Origin of the sequence: Pseudomonas sp. NPDC087817, from assembly GCF_044742875.1 — a bacterium.
Taxonomy (GTDB): Bacteria; Pseudomonadota; Gammaproteobacteria; order Pseudomonadales; family Pseudomonadaceae; genus Aquipseudomonas.
In genome coordinates, this window is sequence record NZ_JBIUVJ010000034.1 from 1 (window position 1) to 17,413 (window position 17,413).

At 60.9% G+C, this 17,413-nt stretch carries 15 protein-coding genes; 9 read left to right on the plus strand and 6 right to left on the minus strand.

The window, feature by feature from the left end; translation table 11 throughout:
- Nucleotides 1–260: 260 nt before the first annotated feature.
- Genes ACIONG_RS19760 through ACIONG_RS19770 form a run of 3 tightly spaced genes read right to left on the minus strand, consistent with a single transcriptional unit; the run spans nt 261 to nt 5,219 of the window.
- The gene (locus ACIONG_RS19760; RefSeq protein ID WP_401302164.1) at nt 261–2,165 is read right to left on the minus strand and encodes a response regulator; all 1,905 of its coding nucleotides are present in this window, start codon (nt 2,163–2,165) and stop codon (nt 261–263) included.
- A complete protein-coding gene (locus ACIONG_RS19765; RefSeq protein WP_401302167.1) occupies nt 2,162–3,094 on the minus strand; it encodes an ABC transporter substrate-binding protein in 933 nt (310 codons plus the stop codon). The genes ACIONG_RS19760 and ACIONG_RS19765 overlap by 4 nt, the downstream gene beginning before the upstream one ends.
- 1 nt (nt 3,095) lies before the next feature.
- Nucleotides 3,096–5,219 carry a TonB-dependent receptor plug domain-containing protein gene (locus tag ACIONG_RS19770; RefSeq protein WP_401302170.1) on the minus strand — a complete coding sequence of 708 codons (2,124 nt, stop codon included), beginning with the start codon at nt 5,217–5,219 and terminating at the stop codon, nt 3,096–3,098.
- A gap of 196 nt (nt 5,220–5,415) precedes the next feature.
- Here ACIONG_RS19770 and ACIONG_RS19775 point away from each other — a divergent pair, with 196 nt between their 5' ends.
- From ACIONG_RS19775 to ACIONG_RS19815, 9 genes are all read left to right on the plus strand, one after another.
- On the plus strand, nt 5,416–6,441 hold the full coding sequence (locus ACIONG_RS19775) for an NAD(P)H-dependent glycerol-3-phosphate dehydrogenase (protein ID WP_213026308.1): 1,026 nt from the start codon (nt 5,416–5,418) through the stop codon (nt 6,439–6,441).
- A gap of 18 nt (nt 6,442–6,459) precedes the next feature.
- Nucleotides 6,460–6,807 (plus strand): DUF4389 domain-containing protein, encoded by a 348-nt coding sequence (locus ACIONG_RS19780; RefSeq protein ID WP_315449124.1) that lies wholly within the window; start codon nt 6,460–6,462, stop codon nt 6,805–6,807.
- On the plus strand, nt 6,804–7,256 hold the full coding sequence (sixA, locus tag ACIONG_RS19785) for a phosphohistidine phosphatase SixA (protein ID WP_401302175.1): 453 nt from the start codon (nt 6,804–6,806) through the stop codon (nt 7,254–7,256). Before ACIONG_RS19780 ends, sixA begins: the two co-directional genes overlap by 4 nt.
- Before the next feature lie 205 nt (nt 7,257–7,461).
- Nucleotides 7,462–9,117, plus strand: coding sequence for an AMP-binding protein (locus ACIONG_RS19790; protein ID WP_401302178.1), 1,656 nt, complete (start codon nt 7,462–7,464; stop codon nt 9,115–9,117).
- Nucleotides 9,118–9,148: 31 nt separating this feature from the next.
- Nucleotides 9,149–9,592, plus strand: coding sequence for a hotdog fold thioesterase (locus ACIONG_RS19795; protein WP_008087813.1), 444 nt, complete (start codon nt 9,149–9,151; stop codon nt 9,590–9,592).
- A 120-nt stretch (nt 9,593–9,712) separates the two neighbouring features.
- Nucleotides 9,713–10,519 carry an alpha/beta fold hydrolase gene (locus tag ACIONG_RS19800; RefSeq protein WP_103306861.1) on the plus strand — a complete coding sequence of 269 codons (807 nt, stop codon included), beginning with the start codon at nt 9,713–9,715 and terminating at the stop codon, nt 10,517–10,519.
- Complete coding sequence (locus ACIONG_RS19805) at nt 10,516–11,370, plus strand: alpha/beta hydrolase (protein ID WP_103306860.1); 855 nt, start codon at nt 10,516–10,518, stop codon at nt 11,368–11,370. Before ACIONG_RS19800 ends, ACIONG_RS19805 begins: the two co-directional genes overlap by 4 nt.
- Before the next feature lie 103 nt (nt 11,371–11,473).
- A complete protein-coding gene (locus ACIONG_RS19810) occupies nt 11,474–12,292 on the plus strand; it encodes a DUF4892 domain-containing protein (protein WP_103306859.1) in 819 nt (272 codons plus the stop codon).
- Between the two features lie 69 nt (nt 12,293–12,361).
- Complete coding sequence (locus tag ACIONG_RS19815; RefSeq protein WP_103306858.1) at nt 12,362–13,402, plus strand: AI-2E family transporter; 1,041 nt, start codon at nt 12,362–12,364, stop codon at nt 13,400–13,402.
- Nucleotides 13,403–14,535: 1,133 nt separating this feature from the next.
- On the opposite strand, the gene xopAW is transcribed toward ACIONG_RS19815, so the two are convergent.
- The 3 genes from xopAW to ACIONG_RS19830 form a co-directional block, all read right to left on the minus strand.
- Nucleotides 14,536–15,381 carry a XopAW family type III secretion system calcium-binding effector gene (xopAW, locus tag ACIONG_RS19820; RefSeq protein ID WP_401302183.1) on the minus strand — a complete coding sequence of 282 codons (846 nt, stop codon included), beginning with the start codon at nt 15,379–15,381 and terminating at the stop codon, nt 14,536–14,538.
- Nucleotides 15,382–15,489: 108 nt separating this feature from the next.
- Nucleotides 15,490–16,539, minus strand: coding sequence for an ATP-binding protein (locus tag ACIONG_RS19825; RefSeq protein ID WP_401302186.1), 1,050 nt, complete (start codon nt 16,537–16,539; stop codon nt 15,490–15,492).
- Nucleotides 16,539–17,300 carry a response regulator gene (locus ACIONG_RS19830; RefSeq protein ID WP_401302189.1) on the minus strand — a complete coding sequence of 254 codons (762 nt, stop codon included), beginning with the start codon at nt 17,298–17,300 and terminating at the stop codon, nt 16,539–16,541. Before ACIONG_RS19830 ends, ACIONG_RS19825 begins: the two co-directional genes overlap by 1 nt.
- Between the last annotated feature and the right edge of the window lie 113 nt (nt 17,301–17,413).

Below are 17,413 nucleotides of genomic sequence, written 5' to 3' on the forward strand. Positions count from 1 at the left end.
ATGGTGGGCTCCTGCGAGCTCCCCCCGCCTCCCCGGCGGCAGGCGGGCCAAATCTGCCCGCCCGTTCGAAGCGTTCATGCCTCGAACCGGCAGCCTACTCATAGACTATTGCGTTGTGGTGAAAGTCACAGCACCAAGGACATGAATGTACACTTGTGCACTGAAATTTTTATTCAAGCCCCTTTTGAGGCTCATTCGGGTGCCTAAGACTGCCGCACTTTCGCTTTTCACGCCAGTCGCAGATGGTGGAAAGACCATCACTACGACACCCACCGCTGCAGAATCTGCTGCAGATCATTACGTTTGAACGGCTTCGCCAGATAATCGTTCATCCCTGCCGACAGACAGGTTTCGCGGTCTCCCTGCAAAGCATTGGCAGTCAGCGCGATGATCGGCACGTCGTTGCGCCCGGCCAGCTGGCGAATCTGCCGGGTGGCCTCATAGCCATCGATGATCGGCAAACGACAGTCCATCAAAATCACTTCGAAATCATTGCCCTCGGCACTGCGCACTGCCTGCGCGCCGTCGGTGGCGACACTGACAGTAAAGCCCAGGCTGCGCAGCATTGCTTCAATCACGGTCTGGTTGACCGGGTTGTCTTCCACCAGCAACACATTGCGCCCCTCGCCGTGGCCATTGCCGTTCAGCGCACGGGGGGCGGCCAGTTGTGGCAACGCCTGCTTATAAAGAGCCAACGGAATTTCCAGGGTGAATACCGAGCCGCGACCTTCCTCGCTCTGGGCACGCAAGGTGCCGCCCATGCGTTCGGCGAGGGTGCGGGCGATCGGCAGGCCGAGCCCGGTGCCGCCGTAGCGCCGCGAAATCGAGCTGTCGGCTTGCTGGAATGCGTTGAACATCGACTCCAGGCTCTCGGACGAAATACCGATGCCGCTGTCGCGCACCGAGCAGGTGAACCACAGCAGCTCGTGATCGAGCGACTGCCATTGCGCCTCGATGCTGACCCGGCCCTGTTCGGTGAACTTCAGGGCATTGCCGACCAGGTTGACCAGAATCTGCCGGATCCGTGTCGGATCGCCCTGTACCTGCAAACCGCGCATGTCCTCGGGAATCCGCAGATTGAGGGCCAGGCCACGTTGCACCGCGCTGTGCTGGAACGACTGCGCGCAGGCGCCGATCAGTTCGGCGAGGTTGAACGGAATGTGCTCAAGCTCCAGCTCCGAACGCTCGATGCGCGAGAAGTCGAGAATATCGTTGATCACCTTGAGCAGATGCTCGGTGGACTCGGAGGCGAGGGCGGCGTATTCGATCTGCTCCTCGGTCATCTCCGTGGTTTCGAGTAATTGCAGCATGCCCAGCACACCGTTCATGGGCGTACGCAATTCATGGCTCATCATCGCCAGAAAGTCGGATTTGGCGTTGTTGGCCTTTTCCGCTTCTTCGCGGGTCTGGATCAATTGCGCCATGGCCTGCTGCTGTTCACGGCTGGCCTGTTCCAGCGCCTGGGCGAGGTTGTTGATGTGTTGCGACAGTGCGCCGAGTTCGGTGTCATCGACGATCGGCAGCGGGGTTTTATAGTCGCCGTCCTGAATCGCCTTGACCGCGTTGCCGATATCGCGAATCGGCTGCGAGAGACTGCCGGCCAGACGTCGCGCCAGAACAAAAGTGAAGAGCAGGGCGAACAACGCCAGAATCCCCGCCTTGAAAAGGATCTCCTGCTGACGCTGGCTGAAGGCGTCGTTGGACAGGCCGACGATCACCCGCCCCAGATAGTCCTCGCTGGCCCCGCCATTGCTGACTTTGGCGTCCTGGAAGAAGTCATTCTGCAAGGCAATCCGTTGCAAGCGCACCGGCGCCTGAAACACTTCGACCTGATGCGGGCGGCTGTGGGCGTTCGCGGGTTGTTCGACATACACCAGAATGCGGTTGGCGCTGTCCTGCACTTCCAGAAAACGCACATTGGGCGTCGCCAGCGTGGCCTTGAGCAGGCTTTCGAGGACTTCGTTGTTACCGGAAATCACCCCGTACTCGGTGGCGGGCGCCAGTTGGTTGGCGATCAGTTGGCCGGTGTGATTCAGCTCCTGGCGCAAATCCTGAATGCGCACAAAGGTAAAGAAACTGATCAACAGCAAGGTCAGCAACAGCGCGGGGCCCAGACTGATCAGCTGGGTGCGGGTGTTGATGTCCCAACGACGACGGAAACTCATGGGCGGCTTTCTCCTTCAGCCAACGCGCTGGCAACAGACGCTTCATTCAGTGGTTCGATTCCAAGAGAACGAGCCACCTGGGCATTACTTGAGACTTTGAACGATGCGGGATAAAGCGTGCGCGGCCAGTTGGCGGGTGGCTGGTCGAGCAAATGGTCGAGCACACTCAGCCAATCGTTCTGGTCGCTGTAAGTGCTGGCCAGGCTGCCGGCCCGGACAAACGCGGCGTTCGGGCCGATCAGCGCCAATTGTCGTGAGTAGCTGCTGAGCAGCAGGTTTTTCGCGGTTTTCGGGTTGTACAGATCGGGATCGTCGAGGCCCAGCAGCACGTCGCTGTTTTTCAGCACCGTTTGCAAGGGGCGACTGTCGTGGGTGTTGTCCCAGCGCTGGCTGACGATTTCCAGATTCAGTGGCTGCGCCGCCAGATGCAGCTCTTTAAGGAGAAACTCGCTGTGCTGGTCGAACAAAACGCCAACTCGACGCGCCTGCGGCAGGATTCGCCGGATCAATTGCAGTTGTCGGCCCAGCGGTGGATCGCTCCACAACAGGCTCAAGCGGGATGGCTGAGCCGAGCCGAAACGTTGACGGGCTTGCAGGCGACTGATGCGCAACACCAGCGTCGCCGGGCCCTGGGATTCTTGCAGGCGCCAGTCGAGGCTCGGCAGATCGAGCAGGATCAGGCGCAGGCTGGCCGGCAATTTACCCGGCGCCGGCAGGCTGGCCAGTGGCTGGAAGCGGACGGTGTCGGTCGGGCGCAGCTCACTCAGCGCCTGCACGAAAGCTTGCACACCGGGGCTTTCTTCGGCGCCGGTCAACAGAATGTCGGCGGCCTGCACCGCCACACCGTGCAGCCACGCAGTCAGAAACAGACACAACCCGGCCAGCCATTGAGCCAGAGTTGGCGTCTTGCGCGGCATGCCGTAGCGCACCTTAGAATTCCAGCTCGGCGCTGAAGTACAGCACGCGGCGCTCGTCGTAATTGTTGTCGACGAAAGTGGTCGGCTCATGGTCGAGACGTTGTTGCAGCACGCCGGCCAATTGCACTTGAGCCTTGCCCAGCGCAATGCGCTTGGCGATCCGCGTGTCGACCCGCTCGAAGCGGTAGCCGTTGAGCGCATTGTCGCCGTAATAGAAGAGGGCACTGTTCCAGCCATGGCCCCAGTCGCGCAGCCAGCCGGCGGAACCGCTGTTGCTGGCGGTGAATTGCTGATCCAGCGGATTGCTCGCCTCGGCATCGACGTAGGCGTAGGTCAAACGCAGGCGGTCGACGGTGCTCAGGCGCCAGTCGAGTTGGGTTTCGGTGCCGCGAAAGCGTGAGCTGTTGGCGTTGCTGGCGATGTATTGGTTGTTGCGCAGCGGTTCGCTGATCATCCCGGTGATCTCGTCGTAGAACAGCTTCACGTCGAGCGCCAGACCCAGATCGGCGAAATAGCCGTTGTAGCCCAGCTCCCGCGAGCGCATGTGTTCCTGATCGAGATCGCCCGGGCCGCGAGTCTTGACGAAGTAACGCGCCGAAGACTGGCCGTAGGCCGAGGGCCGCAGCTTGCTGACCTGGTAGCTCCAGTTGACGTTGTTCTCGAACATGTCGGGCGAGCGAATCGCCTCCGAATACACCGCGCGCAGGCCGTGGCGCGGATTGATCAGGTAATTGACCGCGAAGCGTGGCGTCAGCGAACTGCCGATCAGTTGCGTGTCTTCGAACATCGCGCCGCCCTGCAACAGCCAGTGTTCACTGGCGCGCCATTCCAGTTGGCCGAACGCGCGCCAAGTGGTGTCGTCCAGCGTGCCGTTGAAGTAAGTCTCGGAATCAGCCCGGTCGTAACGATAGTTCATGCCGCTGACCAGACGCACGCTGTCGGACAGGCTGAGGGTGTCTTGCAGTTCGAGGTCGTAGCGCGATTCGCGGGCGCTCTGGTCGATCTCGCCGCACAGAGTCTGGCTGGCGCCGTTGCGCCATTGATCGAGCACGCGGTTGGCCAACGCCATTTCCTGCGGCGTACCGGGGGCGGCGCCCGGGCCGGTGAAGCGGGTGATGTTGCGTGCCAGACGTTCGGTGTAATTCGGGTTGAGCTGCCACAGTTGCGTCAACTCAGGGCTGAACGACACCTCGGCGTCGCAGGCACGCCAGGTTTGCTGACGATCCCAATGCTGCGCCGAGCCCTGGATATAAAGGCTGTGCTCCGGGTTGATGTCGAGATTCCAGCGCACCGAGCCGGCGTAGTCCTTGGCCACCACGTCGGAATTGTTCCCGGCGGCGGTAATCCCCGAGAACACCGGCCGGTACGTGTAGGGCCGCTGGTTAGTGCCATCCTTAGCGTTGACCTGCCAGTCGAGGCTTTGGTTGTCGCTGAGGGTCTGGCTGACGGCGAGGCTGAAGCGGTTCAAGCGGCGGCTGTCACGGTAATCGGCACCGCTGCGGTCGTGGTCGAAACCATCGTCTTCCTGGCCGGACAGCGACAGGCGCAGATCGCCGCCATTCCAACCGGTGCCCTGGCTGGCATAGAAGTCATTGATGCCGCGTTGGCCACGGGTGTACTTCAGGCGCGTGCCGTGGCTGTCCGCCGGGTTGCGGGTGATGATGTTGACCACCGCCATCAGTGCGTTGGCGCCGTAGCTGACGGTGTTCGGGCCGCGAAAGACTTCGATGCGCTCGATGTCCTCGATGGCCACCGGAATGTCGCTCCAGTCCACCGTCGCCAGGCCTGCGCGATAAACCGAGCGGCCATCGATCAGCACCTGCATGCGCCGCGCTTCGGTGGCGTTGGTGCCGTGGTAATTGACCGCCGCCTGATTGCCGCTGATGTTGCCGACCATCATCCCCGGCACCAGCCGCAGCAGTTCACTGATGTCGCGGGCACCGCTGGCGTTGATCAATTCGCTGTCGAGTACGGTCATGCTCCCCGGCACTTCTGCGGGCGTCTGCTTCAGACGCGTGGCGGTCAACACCTGCGGCAGCGCTTCGCTGTCCATGAACAGGTCGTCCGCCTGCAACACCGGGCTGAACAACAGCGCGAGCAGCAGGGAGGAACGCGGTGGGAGAGCGGCAAAAAACACGACACAGCCTATAGAGCGAAGAATTGGCGCGCATGTTAACCGAGGGCAGCGACTTTTCCAGTCACGTTAGAGGCATTTTCCTAGGTTTTATTGGTCTTCTTCCTACAAGTGTCGGTAATTGACGCGGGGGCTGGCCGCGACCGGGTCGCCCCGTATAATGCCGGCATCGCCACTGGTATGGATTAACGGATTGCATATGACTGAACAGCGCCCGATTGCGGTCCTGGGAGGCGGAAGTTTTGGAACCGCCGTGGCCAATCTTTTGGCCGAGAACGGCCATCAAGTCCGGCAGTGGATGCGTGACCCCGAGCAGGCCGAGGCCATCCGGGTCAATCGCGAAAACCCGCGTTACCTCAAAGGCATCAAGATTCTGCCGGGGGTGACCGCCGTCACTGACCTGCAGGAAACCCTCGACGCCTGCGACTTGTGCTTTGTCGCGCTGCCGTCCAGTGCCTTGCGCACGGTGCTGGCGGCTCACGCCGAGCGCTTGCGCGGCAAGATGCTGGTCAGCCTGACCAAAGGCATCGAAGCCCACACCTTCAAACTGATGAGCCAGATCCTCGAAGAGATCGCCCCGCAAGCGCGCATCGGCGTGTTGTCTGGACCGAATCTTGCGCGGGAAATCGCCGAGCATGCGCTGACCGCCACGGTGGTCGCCAGTGAAGACGAAGAACTGTGCAAACAGGTGCAGGCCGCATTGCATGGCCGCACCTTCCGCGTGTACGCCAGTGCTGATCGTTTCGGTGTCGAGCTGGGCGGGGCGCTGAAAAACGTTTACGCGATCATTGCCGGCATGGCGGTGGCGCTGGAGATGGGCGAAAACACCAAGAGCATGCTGATCACTCGCGCCTTGGCCGAAATGACCCGGTTTGCGGTGAATCAGGGCGCCAACCCGATGACCTTCCTCGGTCTGGCCGGTGTTGGCGACTTGATCGTGACGTGCTCGTCGCCGAAGAGCCGCAACTATCAGGTCGGCTTCGCCCTGGGCCAGGGCCTGAGTCTTGAGGACGCGGTGTCGCGCCTCGGTGAAGTCGCCGAAGGGGTCAACACCCTGAAAGTGCTCAAGGCCAAATCCCAGGAGGTGGGCGTGTACATGCCGCTGGTCGCCGGGCTGCACGCGATCCTGTTTGAGGGGCGCACGCTGGAACAGGTCATCGGTCTGCTGATGCGGGCCGAGCCGAAAACCGACGTCGACTTTATTTCCACCAGTGGTTTCAACTGATTCAGCAGGGAGTGAGCCATGAACGATCCGAAAACCGAAGCCAAGTACGAATCCATCCTGCTGCGGGTGTTGTGGATGATCGTCTACATATTGGTCTGGCAGGTGGCGCAGTTCATCCTCGGCGCGGTGGTGCTGGTGCAGCTTGTATATAGACTGATCTACGGCGCCCCGAGCGCCAGCCTGATGAATTTCGGCGACAGTCTGAGCCAGTTTCTGGCGCAGATCGGCCGCTTCGGCAGCTTCCACAGCGACCAGAAACCGTGGCCGTTCGCCGACTGGCCAACGCCGCGTACGCCCGAAGGTGAGGCGCCACACGCCGTGCCGCCAGCACCGCACCCGGCCCGCGATGAGGAGCCCAAGCTATGAAGCTCTGGGTGTTGCGTCACGGTGAGGCCGTGCCTTACGGCTCGTGTCCTGACTCCGAGCGGGAACTGACTGATCACGGTCGCCAGGAAGCCTTGAGCAGCGCCGCTCGCCTGATCGGCCAGCCGCTGACGGCGATCTACGCCAGCCCCTATCTGCGCGCGCAACAGACCGCGCAGATTGTTCGCGAGGCGTTGGCTTTTGAACCGGAGATCCGTACGGTCGATTGGTTGACGCCGGAGGTCGATCCGGACCGGGTGGCCGAACAACTGGTGTCGGTGAGCAATGTGCTACTTGTCAGCCACAACCCTTTGGTGGGCAATCTGCTCAGCTATCTGCAGCATGGCGCCGGGTATCCGCCGGAGAAGGTCAGCACCGCTGGCCTGGCTGAGCTGGAACACAGCGAGTTGCTGATCGGTTCGATGAAGCTCAACAGCCTCAAGCACCCCTGAGATCGAGTCGCCTTCATCTCTGGCAAGCCAGCTTCCACAGGATCTTTTGTGAACTTGAATTGAAAGATCACACTGAATCTGTGGGAGCTGGCTCGCCAGCGATGAGGCCTGCAAATCCGATGAAATTATTTGTTTGAATTTTCCAACCAAGCACTTGCTTGGTTGACTACGCTTGCTCCAGACCCAAAAAACAGGAGCGAGTCGCATGTCTGCCGCATTCCGTTTGCCGCTGGACGTGTTTTACGAACGCGAGGCCCGGCATCCGCGCCAACGCTTTCTCGTACAGCCCATCGGTGGCGGGCAGGTCGAGACCCTGACCTGGGCCGACGTCGGCCATCAGGCCCGGTGCGCCGCGTACTGGCTGCGCGCGCGGGAGTTGCCGCCCGGCAGCCACATCGCCCTGATCTCGAAAAACTGCGCACACTGGATCATCGCCGACCTCGCCATCTGGATGGCCGGGCATGTTTCGGTGCCGCTGTATCCCAATCTCACCGCCGACTCGGTGGCCCAAGTGCTCAAGCATTCGGAAAGCGTGCTGGCGTTTATCGGCAAACTCGATGACTGGCCCGGAATGGCGAAAGGCGTGCCCGCCGATTTGCCGACCATCAGCTTGCCGCTGCATCCACCAGGCGAGTTCGATTTCAACTGGGCGGACTTGCAGCGTTGCTCGCCAATTCAGGACGATCCGCGTCCTGCCGCTGAACAACTGGCGACGATCATCTATACCTCCGGCACCACCGGCCTGCCCAAAGGCGTAATGCACAGCTTTGCCAATCTCGGTTTCGCCACGACCCGTGGCACGCAGCTGTTCGGGCTCAATGAGAACGACCGGCTGCTGTCATACCTGCCGCTGTGCCACGTTGCCGAGCGCATGTTCGTTGAACTGGCATCGATCTACACCGGGCAGACAGTGTTCTTTGCCGAAAGCCTCGACACCTTCATCACCGATCTCAAGCGCGCGCGGCCAACCGCGATGTTTGGTGTGCCACGGATCTGGACCAAATTTCAGATGGGCGTCTACAGCAAGATCCCGGCGAAGCGTCTGGATTTTCTCCTTGGCCTGCCGTTCATTGGCAAGCGGATAGGGCACAAAGTGCTGGCGGGGTTGGGTCTGGATGCCTTGCGCGTCGCTTTGTCCGGCGCGGCGCCGGTGCCACAGACCTTGCTTACCTGGTATCAGAAACTCGGCCTCGATGTGCTGGAGGTCTACGGCATGACCGAGAGTTGCGGTTATTCGCACATCTGCCTGCCGGGCCAATACAAGCAGGGCTGGATCGGCAAACCCTGCCCGGATGTCGAGGTGCGTATCGACGAGTCGGGCGAGGTGCAGGTGCGCAGTCAGGCGAACATGCTGGGCTACTTCAAAGAACCACAGAAGACCGCTGAGACGCTGACCGAGGAAGGCTTTCTGCGTACCGGCGACAAGGGCGAACAGGATGCCCAAGGACGTTTGCGCCTGACCGGTCGGCTCAAGGAAATCTTCAAGACCAGCAAAGGCAAATACGTCGCTCCGGCACCCATTGAAAACCGTCTGGCGGTGCATTCGCGGATCGAACAGGTATGTGTGGTCGGTGATGGCTTGAGTGCGCCGTTGGGTTTGTGTGTGCTGTCGACGGTCAATCAGGAGGAGGGCCGGGCGAGTCTGCATTCGAGCCTGGAGAAACTGCTGGAGGAGGTCAACGCCGTGCTCGACAAGCACGAGCGTCTGCGCCGACTGGTGGTGGTCAAGGACAGTTGGGCGGTGGAAAACGGCTTTCTCACGCCGACCCTGAAAATCAAGCGCAACGTTATCGAAGACACCTACGGCGCCCGCTTCGAAGAATGGAGCGAGCGTAGCGAGGCGGTGCTGTGGCAGGATTGAGCGTCGACCAAAACAACAAAGGAAGTCTGCGATGAGCCTGTGGCGTACCACTCCCGACATCGAGCAGTTGAACGCAATCCAGAAAAACACCATCGGCGAAGTGCTGGATATTCGCTTTGAAGCGTTCGACGAAGAGTCGCTGACCGCGAGCATGGTCATCGACCATCGCACTCATCAGCCTTACGGCTTGCTGCATGGCGGCGCGTCGGTGGTGCTGGCGGAAACCGTCGGTTCGATGGCCAGTTATCTGTGCATCGATGCCAGCAAGTTTTACTGCGTAGGGCTTGAGATCAACGCCAACCATCTGCGCGGCTTGCGCAGTGGCCGGGTGACGGCGGTGGCCAAGCCGATTCATATCGGCCGTACGACGCACGTCTGGGATATCCGTTTGACCAGTGATGAAGGCAAGGCCAGCTGTGTGTCACGCCTGACCATGGCGGTGGTACCGCTGGGTGAGCAGCCGCCGGCACGGTAATTGTCGATTTGCCCATGGCGTTGACCTGACTGTCATCATTCCTGGCAGTTACGGTCATTGCCGCAGAACGTGGTCTTGCGGACAATCAACGCCACGTTTCCCGTTCATGGATTTGCCTGTATGTCGCAACCTATCTTTTTCGCCCACGCCAACGGGTTCCCTTCGGGCACCTATGGCAAGTTGTTCGCGGCGCTGGCGCCCGAGTATCGGGTTGCGCATCTGCAACAGCATGCGCATGACCCGCGTTTCCCGGCGGATGACAACTGGTACAACCTGGTCGACGAGTTGATCCACCATTTGCAGCAGCAGGATCAACCGGTGTGGGGTGTCGGTCATTCATTTGGCGGCGTTCTGCACCTGCACGCGGCGCTGCGTTGCCCTGAGTTGTATCGCGGTGTGGTGATGCTCGATTCCCCTGTACTGACCCGCAGTGATCAGTGGGTCATTCGCGCCGCCAAACGCTTTGGTTTCATCGACAGGCTGACCCCGGCCGGGCGCACCCTGGGGCGCCGTGAGGAGTTTGCCGACCTCGACAGTGCGCGCAGTTACTTCGCTGGCAAGTCGCTTTTTCGCGGTTTCGATCCGGAATGCTTCGACGCTTACCTGCAACACGGTTTACATCCGGTGGGCGACAAGCTGCGCCTGCGTTTCGACCCAGCCACCGAGATCAGCATCTATCGCGGCGTGCCGCACACAAGCCCAGGCCGTACCCGGCAATTGAAAGTGCCGCTGGCGGTGGTGCGCGGGCACAAAAGCAACGTGGTCATGCGCCATCACACCCGTTTCGTGTCGCGCATGCCACAAGGTGAGGCGCTGAGCATGCCCGGCGGGCACATGTTTCCCCTTGAGCGCCCGCAAGACACCGCACGGTTGCTGAAAAACCTGTTCACCCGCTGGGAATCCCGTCAGGACAAGGATTGCGCATGAGCCCTGTTTTCGAAGAAGTGCGCCTGAGCCTGCCGCATATCGAACTGGCGGCGCATTTGTTCGGCCCCGAGGACGGCTTGCCGGTGATCGCCCTGCATGGCTGGCTCGACAATGCCAACAGCTTTGCGCGGCTGGCTCCGAAGCTCAAAGGCTTGCGCATCATTGCGCTGGACATGGCCGGGCACGGGCACTCCGGGCATCGGCCCAATGGCGCTGGCTATGCGCTGTGGGACTACGCGCATGATGTGCTGCAAGTCGCCGAGCAACTGGGCTGGACGCGTTTCGGCCTGCTCGGGCACTCGATGGGTGCGATTGTCTCGCTGGTGCTGGCGGGATCGTTGCCCGAGCGGATCACGCATCTGGCGTTGATCGATGGGGTGATTCCTCCTACAGATAAAGGCGAAAACGCTGCCGAGCGCATGGGCATGGCTCTGCAGGCACAGCTGGATCTGCGCGAGAAGCGCAAACCGGTCTACAACACCCTCGACCGCGCCATCGAAGCGCGGATGAAAGGCCTGGTGGCGGTCAGTCGTGAAGCCGCCGAGTTGTTGGCTCAGCGCGGCTTGATGCCGGTGCCCGGGGGTTACACCTGGCGGACCGACAACCGCCTGACCCTGCCATCACCGCTGCGCCTGACCCAGGAGCAGGCCATGGCCTTCGTTCAGCGCATCACTTGCCCGGCGCAACTGATCGTCGCCGCCGACGGCATGCTGGCCAAACACTCTGAACTGCTGGAGCGTCTACCCTTTAGCCGGGAACAGCTGGCAGGTGGGCACCATTTGCACCTGAACGATGAGGCCGGCGCGGATCTTGTCGCAGACTGTTTCAATCGCTTCTTCGCCATTCCTTGACTTGCCGCGGGCAACTGTCGAGGCTGGGCGGGTTGAAATGGGAGACAACCACGATGGATTTCTATACCGCTACGACCCCGAACCGCCAAGCCATGCCGATCCGATGAGCCTGACCAAGCGATCACTCAGTCTGCTGGCACTGTGCTGTTTCAGTTCCGTTTCGTTCGCCGCCGATGTGCCGGGCAGTCAGGATCTGCAGATCGTGCCGCGTCTGGCCGATGCGCAAATCGTCGACTATCGCCCGCCGATGGAACTGGAGCGGATCTACCCGCTGGGCGCGATCCGCAAGATCAGTGGCCAATTGCGTTTCGACGGTCAGGTGACTGCCCGTGGCCAGACTACTTCGGTGACCTACGAGTTGCCGCCCGAACATTCCGCCACCGAAGCCTTCACCGCCGCCCGCGAAGCCCTGCAAAAGCAGGACGCCGAGTTGCTGTTCTGGTGTCAGGCTCGGGACTGCGGCGAAAGCAGCCTGTGGGCCAACGAGGTGTTCGGTAATTCCAAGTTGTACGGGGCTGACGAGCAACAGGCCTATCTGTTGCTGAGGCTGGCGGCACCGAAGGACAACACGCTGGTGGCGCTTTACAGCATTACCCGCGGCAATCGCAAAGCCTACCTGCATGTCGAACAGTTCGAGGCCGTTGCGCCACTGGGTGAGTTGCTGCCGACGTCGGCGACTCTACTGCGCCAACTGAAAAGCACCGGTGAACTTGATTTCCCTGATCGCGTGAATGATCCGGATGACACCTGGCTACGCCTGATTTCCCGTGGTCTTAATCTCGATACGACGTTGCGCGTGACGGTCTCCGGGCCGAAAGCCGAGGCCTGGCGTCAGGCCCTGATCAATCAGGGCGTGCGCGCGGCGCGGATGGAAACCGGCAGTGTCGACGGCTCTGGCTTACGCATCGATCTGTTGCGATAAGCTCTCTCGGGCGAGCACGCGCGCTGTGTTCGCCTATTCTTGGCCTGACTGATTTTTTCGAGACTCTACATGCTCAATAACGATCGACTGCTGGTGCAGATCCTGCTGCTGGTGTTGTTTGGTGCCAGCCTTTGGGTGATGGCGCCGTTCTGGTCGGCGCTGTTCTGGGGCGCGGTGCTGGCGTTTGCCAGTTGGCCGCTGATGCGGCTTCTGACCCGGCTGCTCAATGGCCGAGAGTCGCTGGCTGCGGCGATCCTGACCCTGGGCTGGATGTTGTTGGTTGCGGCGCCATTGGTCTGGCTGGGGTTCAACCTCGCCGATCATGTGCGCGATGCCACCGCCTTCATCAAGGACGTGCAGGTCGATGGATTGCCGGAAGCGCCGGCCTGGCTCGGTACCTTGCCGTTGGTGGGCGAGCGATTGGTCGGGATCTGGAACAGCATCGATCAGCAGGGCGCGGCACTGATGGTGTCGATCAAGCCTTATCTGGGGCAGGTCGGTAACTGGTTGCTGGCGCGCAGTGCGCAGATCGGCGGCGGGATTCTCGAGCTGACGCTGAGCATTGTCTTTGTGTTCTTTTTCTATCGCGACGGGCCGCGTCTGGCGGCGTTTGCTCATCGGTTGCTGGAGCGTTTGATTGGCGAGCGCGCCGGGTATTACATCGAGTTGGTGGCTGGCACGGTGCAGCGGGTGGTGAACGGGGTGATCGGCACGGCGGCGGCGCAGGCGGTTCTGGCGTTGATCGGGTTTTTGATTGCCGGGGTGCCGGGGGCGCTGGTGTTGGGGATCGTCACGTTTCTGCTGAGTCTGATTCCGATGGGGCCACCGTTGGTGTGGGTGCCGGCTACGGCTTGGCTGGCCTGGAAGGGTGAGTATGGGATGGCGGTGTTTTTGGGGATCTGGGGGACGTTTATCATCAGTGGTGTGGATAACGTTCTGAAGCCGTATCTGATCAGCCGGGGCGGGAATCTGCCGTTGGTTATTGTGTTGCTTGGGGTGTTTGGCGGGTTGATTGCGTTTGGGTTTATCGGGTTGTTTATCGGGCCTACGCTTTTGGCTGTTGCTTATAGTTTGTTGACGGATTGGAGTAAGAGTCAGGCTCGGGTTTAGGTGGGGTTTTTTTGGGGGGTTGTGAGCATATCCGTTGCTGCGGGTGTTGCTGATTAGGGTTCCGCCCTTACGGCGGGTCACTTTTTCCAGACGCCGAAAAAGTAACCAAAAAGGCTTTACCCTGACGTACGGCCCTCGCTGTGGCTCGGGTTCCTTCGCTGCGGGATCGATCCGGGGGTCATCGCCTCCGGTTTGCTGCGCTGCACCTCCTCTCGATGTGTTTGGCTTCGCCAAACGGTCGCTGCGCTCCCACCCCCGGATCAATCCCTCCGCTCAGCCTTCCGACGGGCGCTTAAGATCAAGAGCGGTACTCGAGCTAACGCTCATTGTGTTGAGTGGGGCGGCATGCGCCGCGTGCGGGGGTGTACTCATTTTCTTGTGGGAGCTGGCTTGCCTGCGATGGCGGCCTGATAGCCGACCTGTTTATGTCGGTTGTACTCCACCCCTGTGGGAGCTTGCTTGCCAGTGATGGCGGCCTGACAGCCGACCTGTTTCTGTCGGTTGTACTCCACTCCTGTGGGAGCTTGCTTGCCAGTAGTGGCGGCCTGACAGCCGACCTGTTTCTGTCGGTTGTACTTCACCCCTGTGGGAGCTGGCTTGCCAGCGATGGCGACCTGACAGTCGACCAAGCTTTGGCGGTTGTACTTATGCCTTGTAGGCACTGCCGAAGGCTGCAATCTTTTGATTGGCTTTGGCTTTGGCTTTGGCTTTGGCTTTGGCTTTGGCTTTGGCTTTGGCTTTTGATCTTGATTTTCAGGCCCATCGGCAGGCCGAGCGGAGGTGTTCATCCGGGGTAGGCGCGCAGCGCCGTTTGGCGAAGCCAAACACATCGAGAGGAGGTGCAGCGAAGCAAACCGGAGGCGATGCCCCCGGATGGACGCCGTAGCGAGGGAACACTGAGCCTAAGCGAAGTGCCGTACGTCCGGGAGCAGCCTTTTTGGTTACTTTTTCGGCGTCTGGAAAAAGTGACCCGCCGTAAGGGCGGAACCCCAAGCAGCCATCACCGCAGCAACGGATATGCTCAGAAAACCCAAACCCCAGATGCTTATCAAAAAACCTGGCAAACCCTGCGATCTTCCGCTCTAGCATAAAAACTCCAGATCAAAAGATCGCAGCTCTTAATACACAGTCATTTACGTAGCAACATTGAGATATTTGCCCACCGGCGCGGCGCTGGTAAGCGAATACTGCCTACTCAGATTGGCAATCATGCGGTTCAGCACTTCGGCCGTGGTCTGCGCACTGGCCGTCTCTTCATCCGACGGACGCTCACGCCCCGCCTGTAACGCGGCCTTCAATTCATCACTGCTCACACCACCACTACTGTCGCTATCCAAAACCTTCAGCAGCGCCGCACTGGTATCAGTGCTGGTTGTCGAGGTGCTGTCGCTAACCTGCAACCCGCTACTCAATTCGCTGGCGGTGACGCTGCCATCACCATCGGCATCAAGCTGGCTGAACAGTTCGTCGCTGTTGACTTGTGGTGGAGGCGGCGGTGGCGTCAGGCTGGCGGTGAGTTCGTCCTGACTGACGGTGCCGTCCTTGTTTTTGTCCAAGGCCGAGAAGATTTCGTTGCTGTCGACGGTGCTGCCAGCGCTGGTGAGGCCGCTGCTCAGTTCGTCGCCGCTGATGGCGCCGTCGCCATCGGTGTCGAGGGCGCTGATCAGGGCGTCGGCGAGGTCGGTGTTCGGGGCCTGATCTCGTGGCGGTGGCGGCGCCATGGCGGTCATTTCTTCGGCGCTGAGGTTGCCGCTGCCGTCGCTGTCCAGATCGCCGAATTGTTTGCTCAGGTTGACCAGCAGACCATCGTCGGACTTTTGCGACAAGGCGCTGTTGAGTTCGTCTTGATCCACCGCGCCGTCGCCGTTGCTGTCGAGCTTGGCGAACAGTTGTTTTTGCAGTTGCTGGCTGCGGGCGTTTTGCGTGGTGGTGCTGCTGGTGCTGGTATAGCTCGTGTAGTTGCTGACGCTACCGATCATCGGGCTCACTCCTTGGACGGTAAAACCGGTGGGCGTACCGGCTTATGCAGCCTCAAGGGGCAAGTTGTCGTGGGTATGTGGGGTTTGTACCGGTGGGTACACAGATCTTTAGATTCTTGGCAGGCGGATGATGGCGGTCAGGCCGCCGCCCGGGGTTTCTTCCAGATTCAATTGCCCACCCAGACGCTGAGCCGCTTCCCGGGCGATGGTCATGCCCAATCCCACGCCACCGGAATTGCGGTTGCGCGAACCTTCCAGGCGATAGAACGGCTCAAACACCGCCTCACGTTTGTCCTCGGCAATCCCTGGCCCATGATCGATCACACGGATCAGCAGTTGCTCGCGCTGATCCTGCAGTTCGATGCGTGCCTGGCCGGCATAGCGCAGGGCGTTGTCCATCAGGTTGTTGATACACGAGCGCAGTGCCATCGGTTGCACTGGCAGTGGCGCGCAATGGCCGCTGACTTGCACGTCTGCGCCTTGATCCTGGGCGTTTTCGCACAGCGATTCGACCAGCGCCTGCACGTCCATCAGTTGCAGCGCTTCGCTGGTACGTTGTTCGTGCAGATAGGTGAGGGTGGCGTCGAGCATGCCGATCATGTCGTTGAGGTCCTGACGCATCTGACTTTGCAGCTTGTCGTCGCTGATATTTTCCAGACGCAGTTTCAGCCGCGACAGCGGTGTGCGCAGGTCATGGGATACCGCACCGAGCATGCGCGCGCGTTGCTGGACCTGTTCTTGAATGCGTTGTTGCATCAGGTTGAAGGTATGCGCGGCTTGCCTTGCTTCTCGCGGGCCGGACTCGTCGAGAGGGGGGCTGTCGAGGTCTTCGCTGAGGCGCTCGGCGGCGTCGCTGAGGCGCTGGATCGGTCGGCTGAGCAGTTTGGCGCCGTACCAGGCAGCGATCATCAACGAGACAAACTGAAAGGTCAGCGGCACGATCGGCCCGCCAAACCAGGGGCGCGGCGGGCGTGGCGGATAACGTGGATCCGGGGGCGGTCGCTGCCCCTCGGCGGTTTGCGAAAACTCCGGCGGAGGTGGTGGCGGAGGCGGGCCGTAGTGGTGGAACCAGGCGAAGGCCAGCAGGTGCGCGAGGACGATCGCCACGAACAGCACGCCAAACAGGCGACCGAACAGCGTGTCGAAGCGCGCCCGCATCAGCCGATGTCCCGCGCATCGAAAAGGTAACCCTCACCGCGTACGGTTTTGATCAGTTGCGGAGCCTTCGGATCGTCGCCAAGTTTTTGCCGCAGTCGCGAGACGAGCAGGTCGATGCTGCGGTCGAAGGCTTCGATCGAGCGGCCACGGGCGGCGTCGAGCAACTGTTCGCGGCTGAGCACCCGGCGCGGGCGTTCGATGAATACCCAGAGCAGGCGGAATTCGGCGTTGGACAGCGGCACGACGAGGCCATCGTCAGCGATCAACTGGCGAAGGACGCTGTTCAAGCGCCAGTTATCGAAGCGAATGTTGGCCCGTTGCTCGGTGCGATCGTCGCGTACCCGACGCAGGATGGTCTGGATGCGAGCGACCAGTTCACGGGGTTCGAACGGTTTGGCCATGTAATCATCGGCGCCCAGTTCCAGACCGATGATGCGGTCGGTGGGTTCGCAACGGGCAGTCAGCATCAGGATCGGGATGTCCGATTCGGCGCGCAGCCAGCGGCACAGCGACAAGCCGTCTTCGCCGGGCAGCATCAGATCGAGCACGACGACGTCGAAGTGCTCGGCCTGCATCGCCTGACGCATCGCCGCGCCGTCGGTGACGCCGCTGGCGTGGATGTTGAAACGCGCGAGGTAATCGATCATCAGCTCACGGATCGGCACGTCATCGTCGACGATCAGGGCACGGATGCTCCAGCGCTTGTCATCTTTGGGCTCATCAGTTGCGGTCGTTTGGGTGTTGTGCATGGGGTTGTTCATCTGCCAGTTGGCCGCCAACCACAAAGATGGGCTGCGAGGTGGTGGTTTCAGCATAGGCGTCCAGCCGAGGGGCGGGAAGTGCTGATGTAAGGACGTGTTGCGGCTGGCGAGGC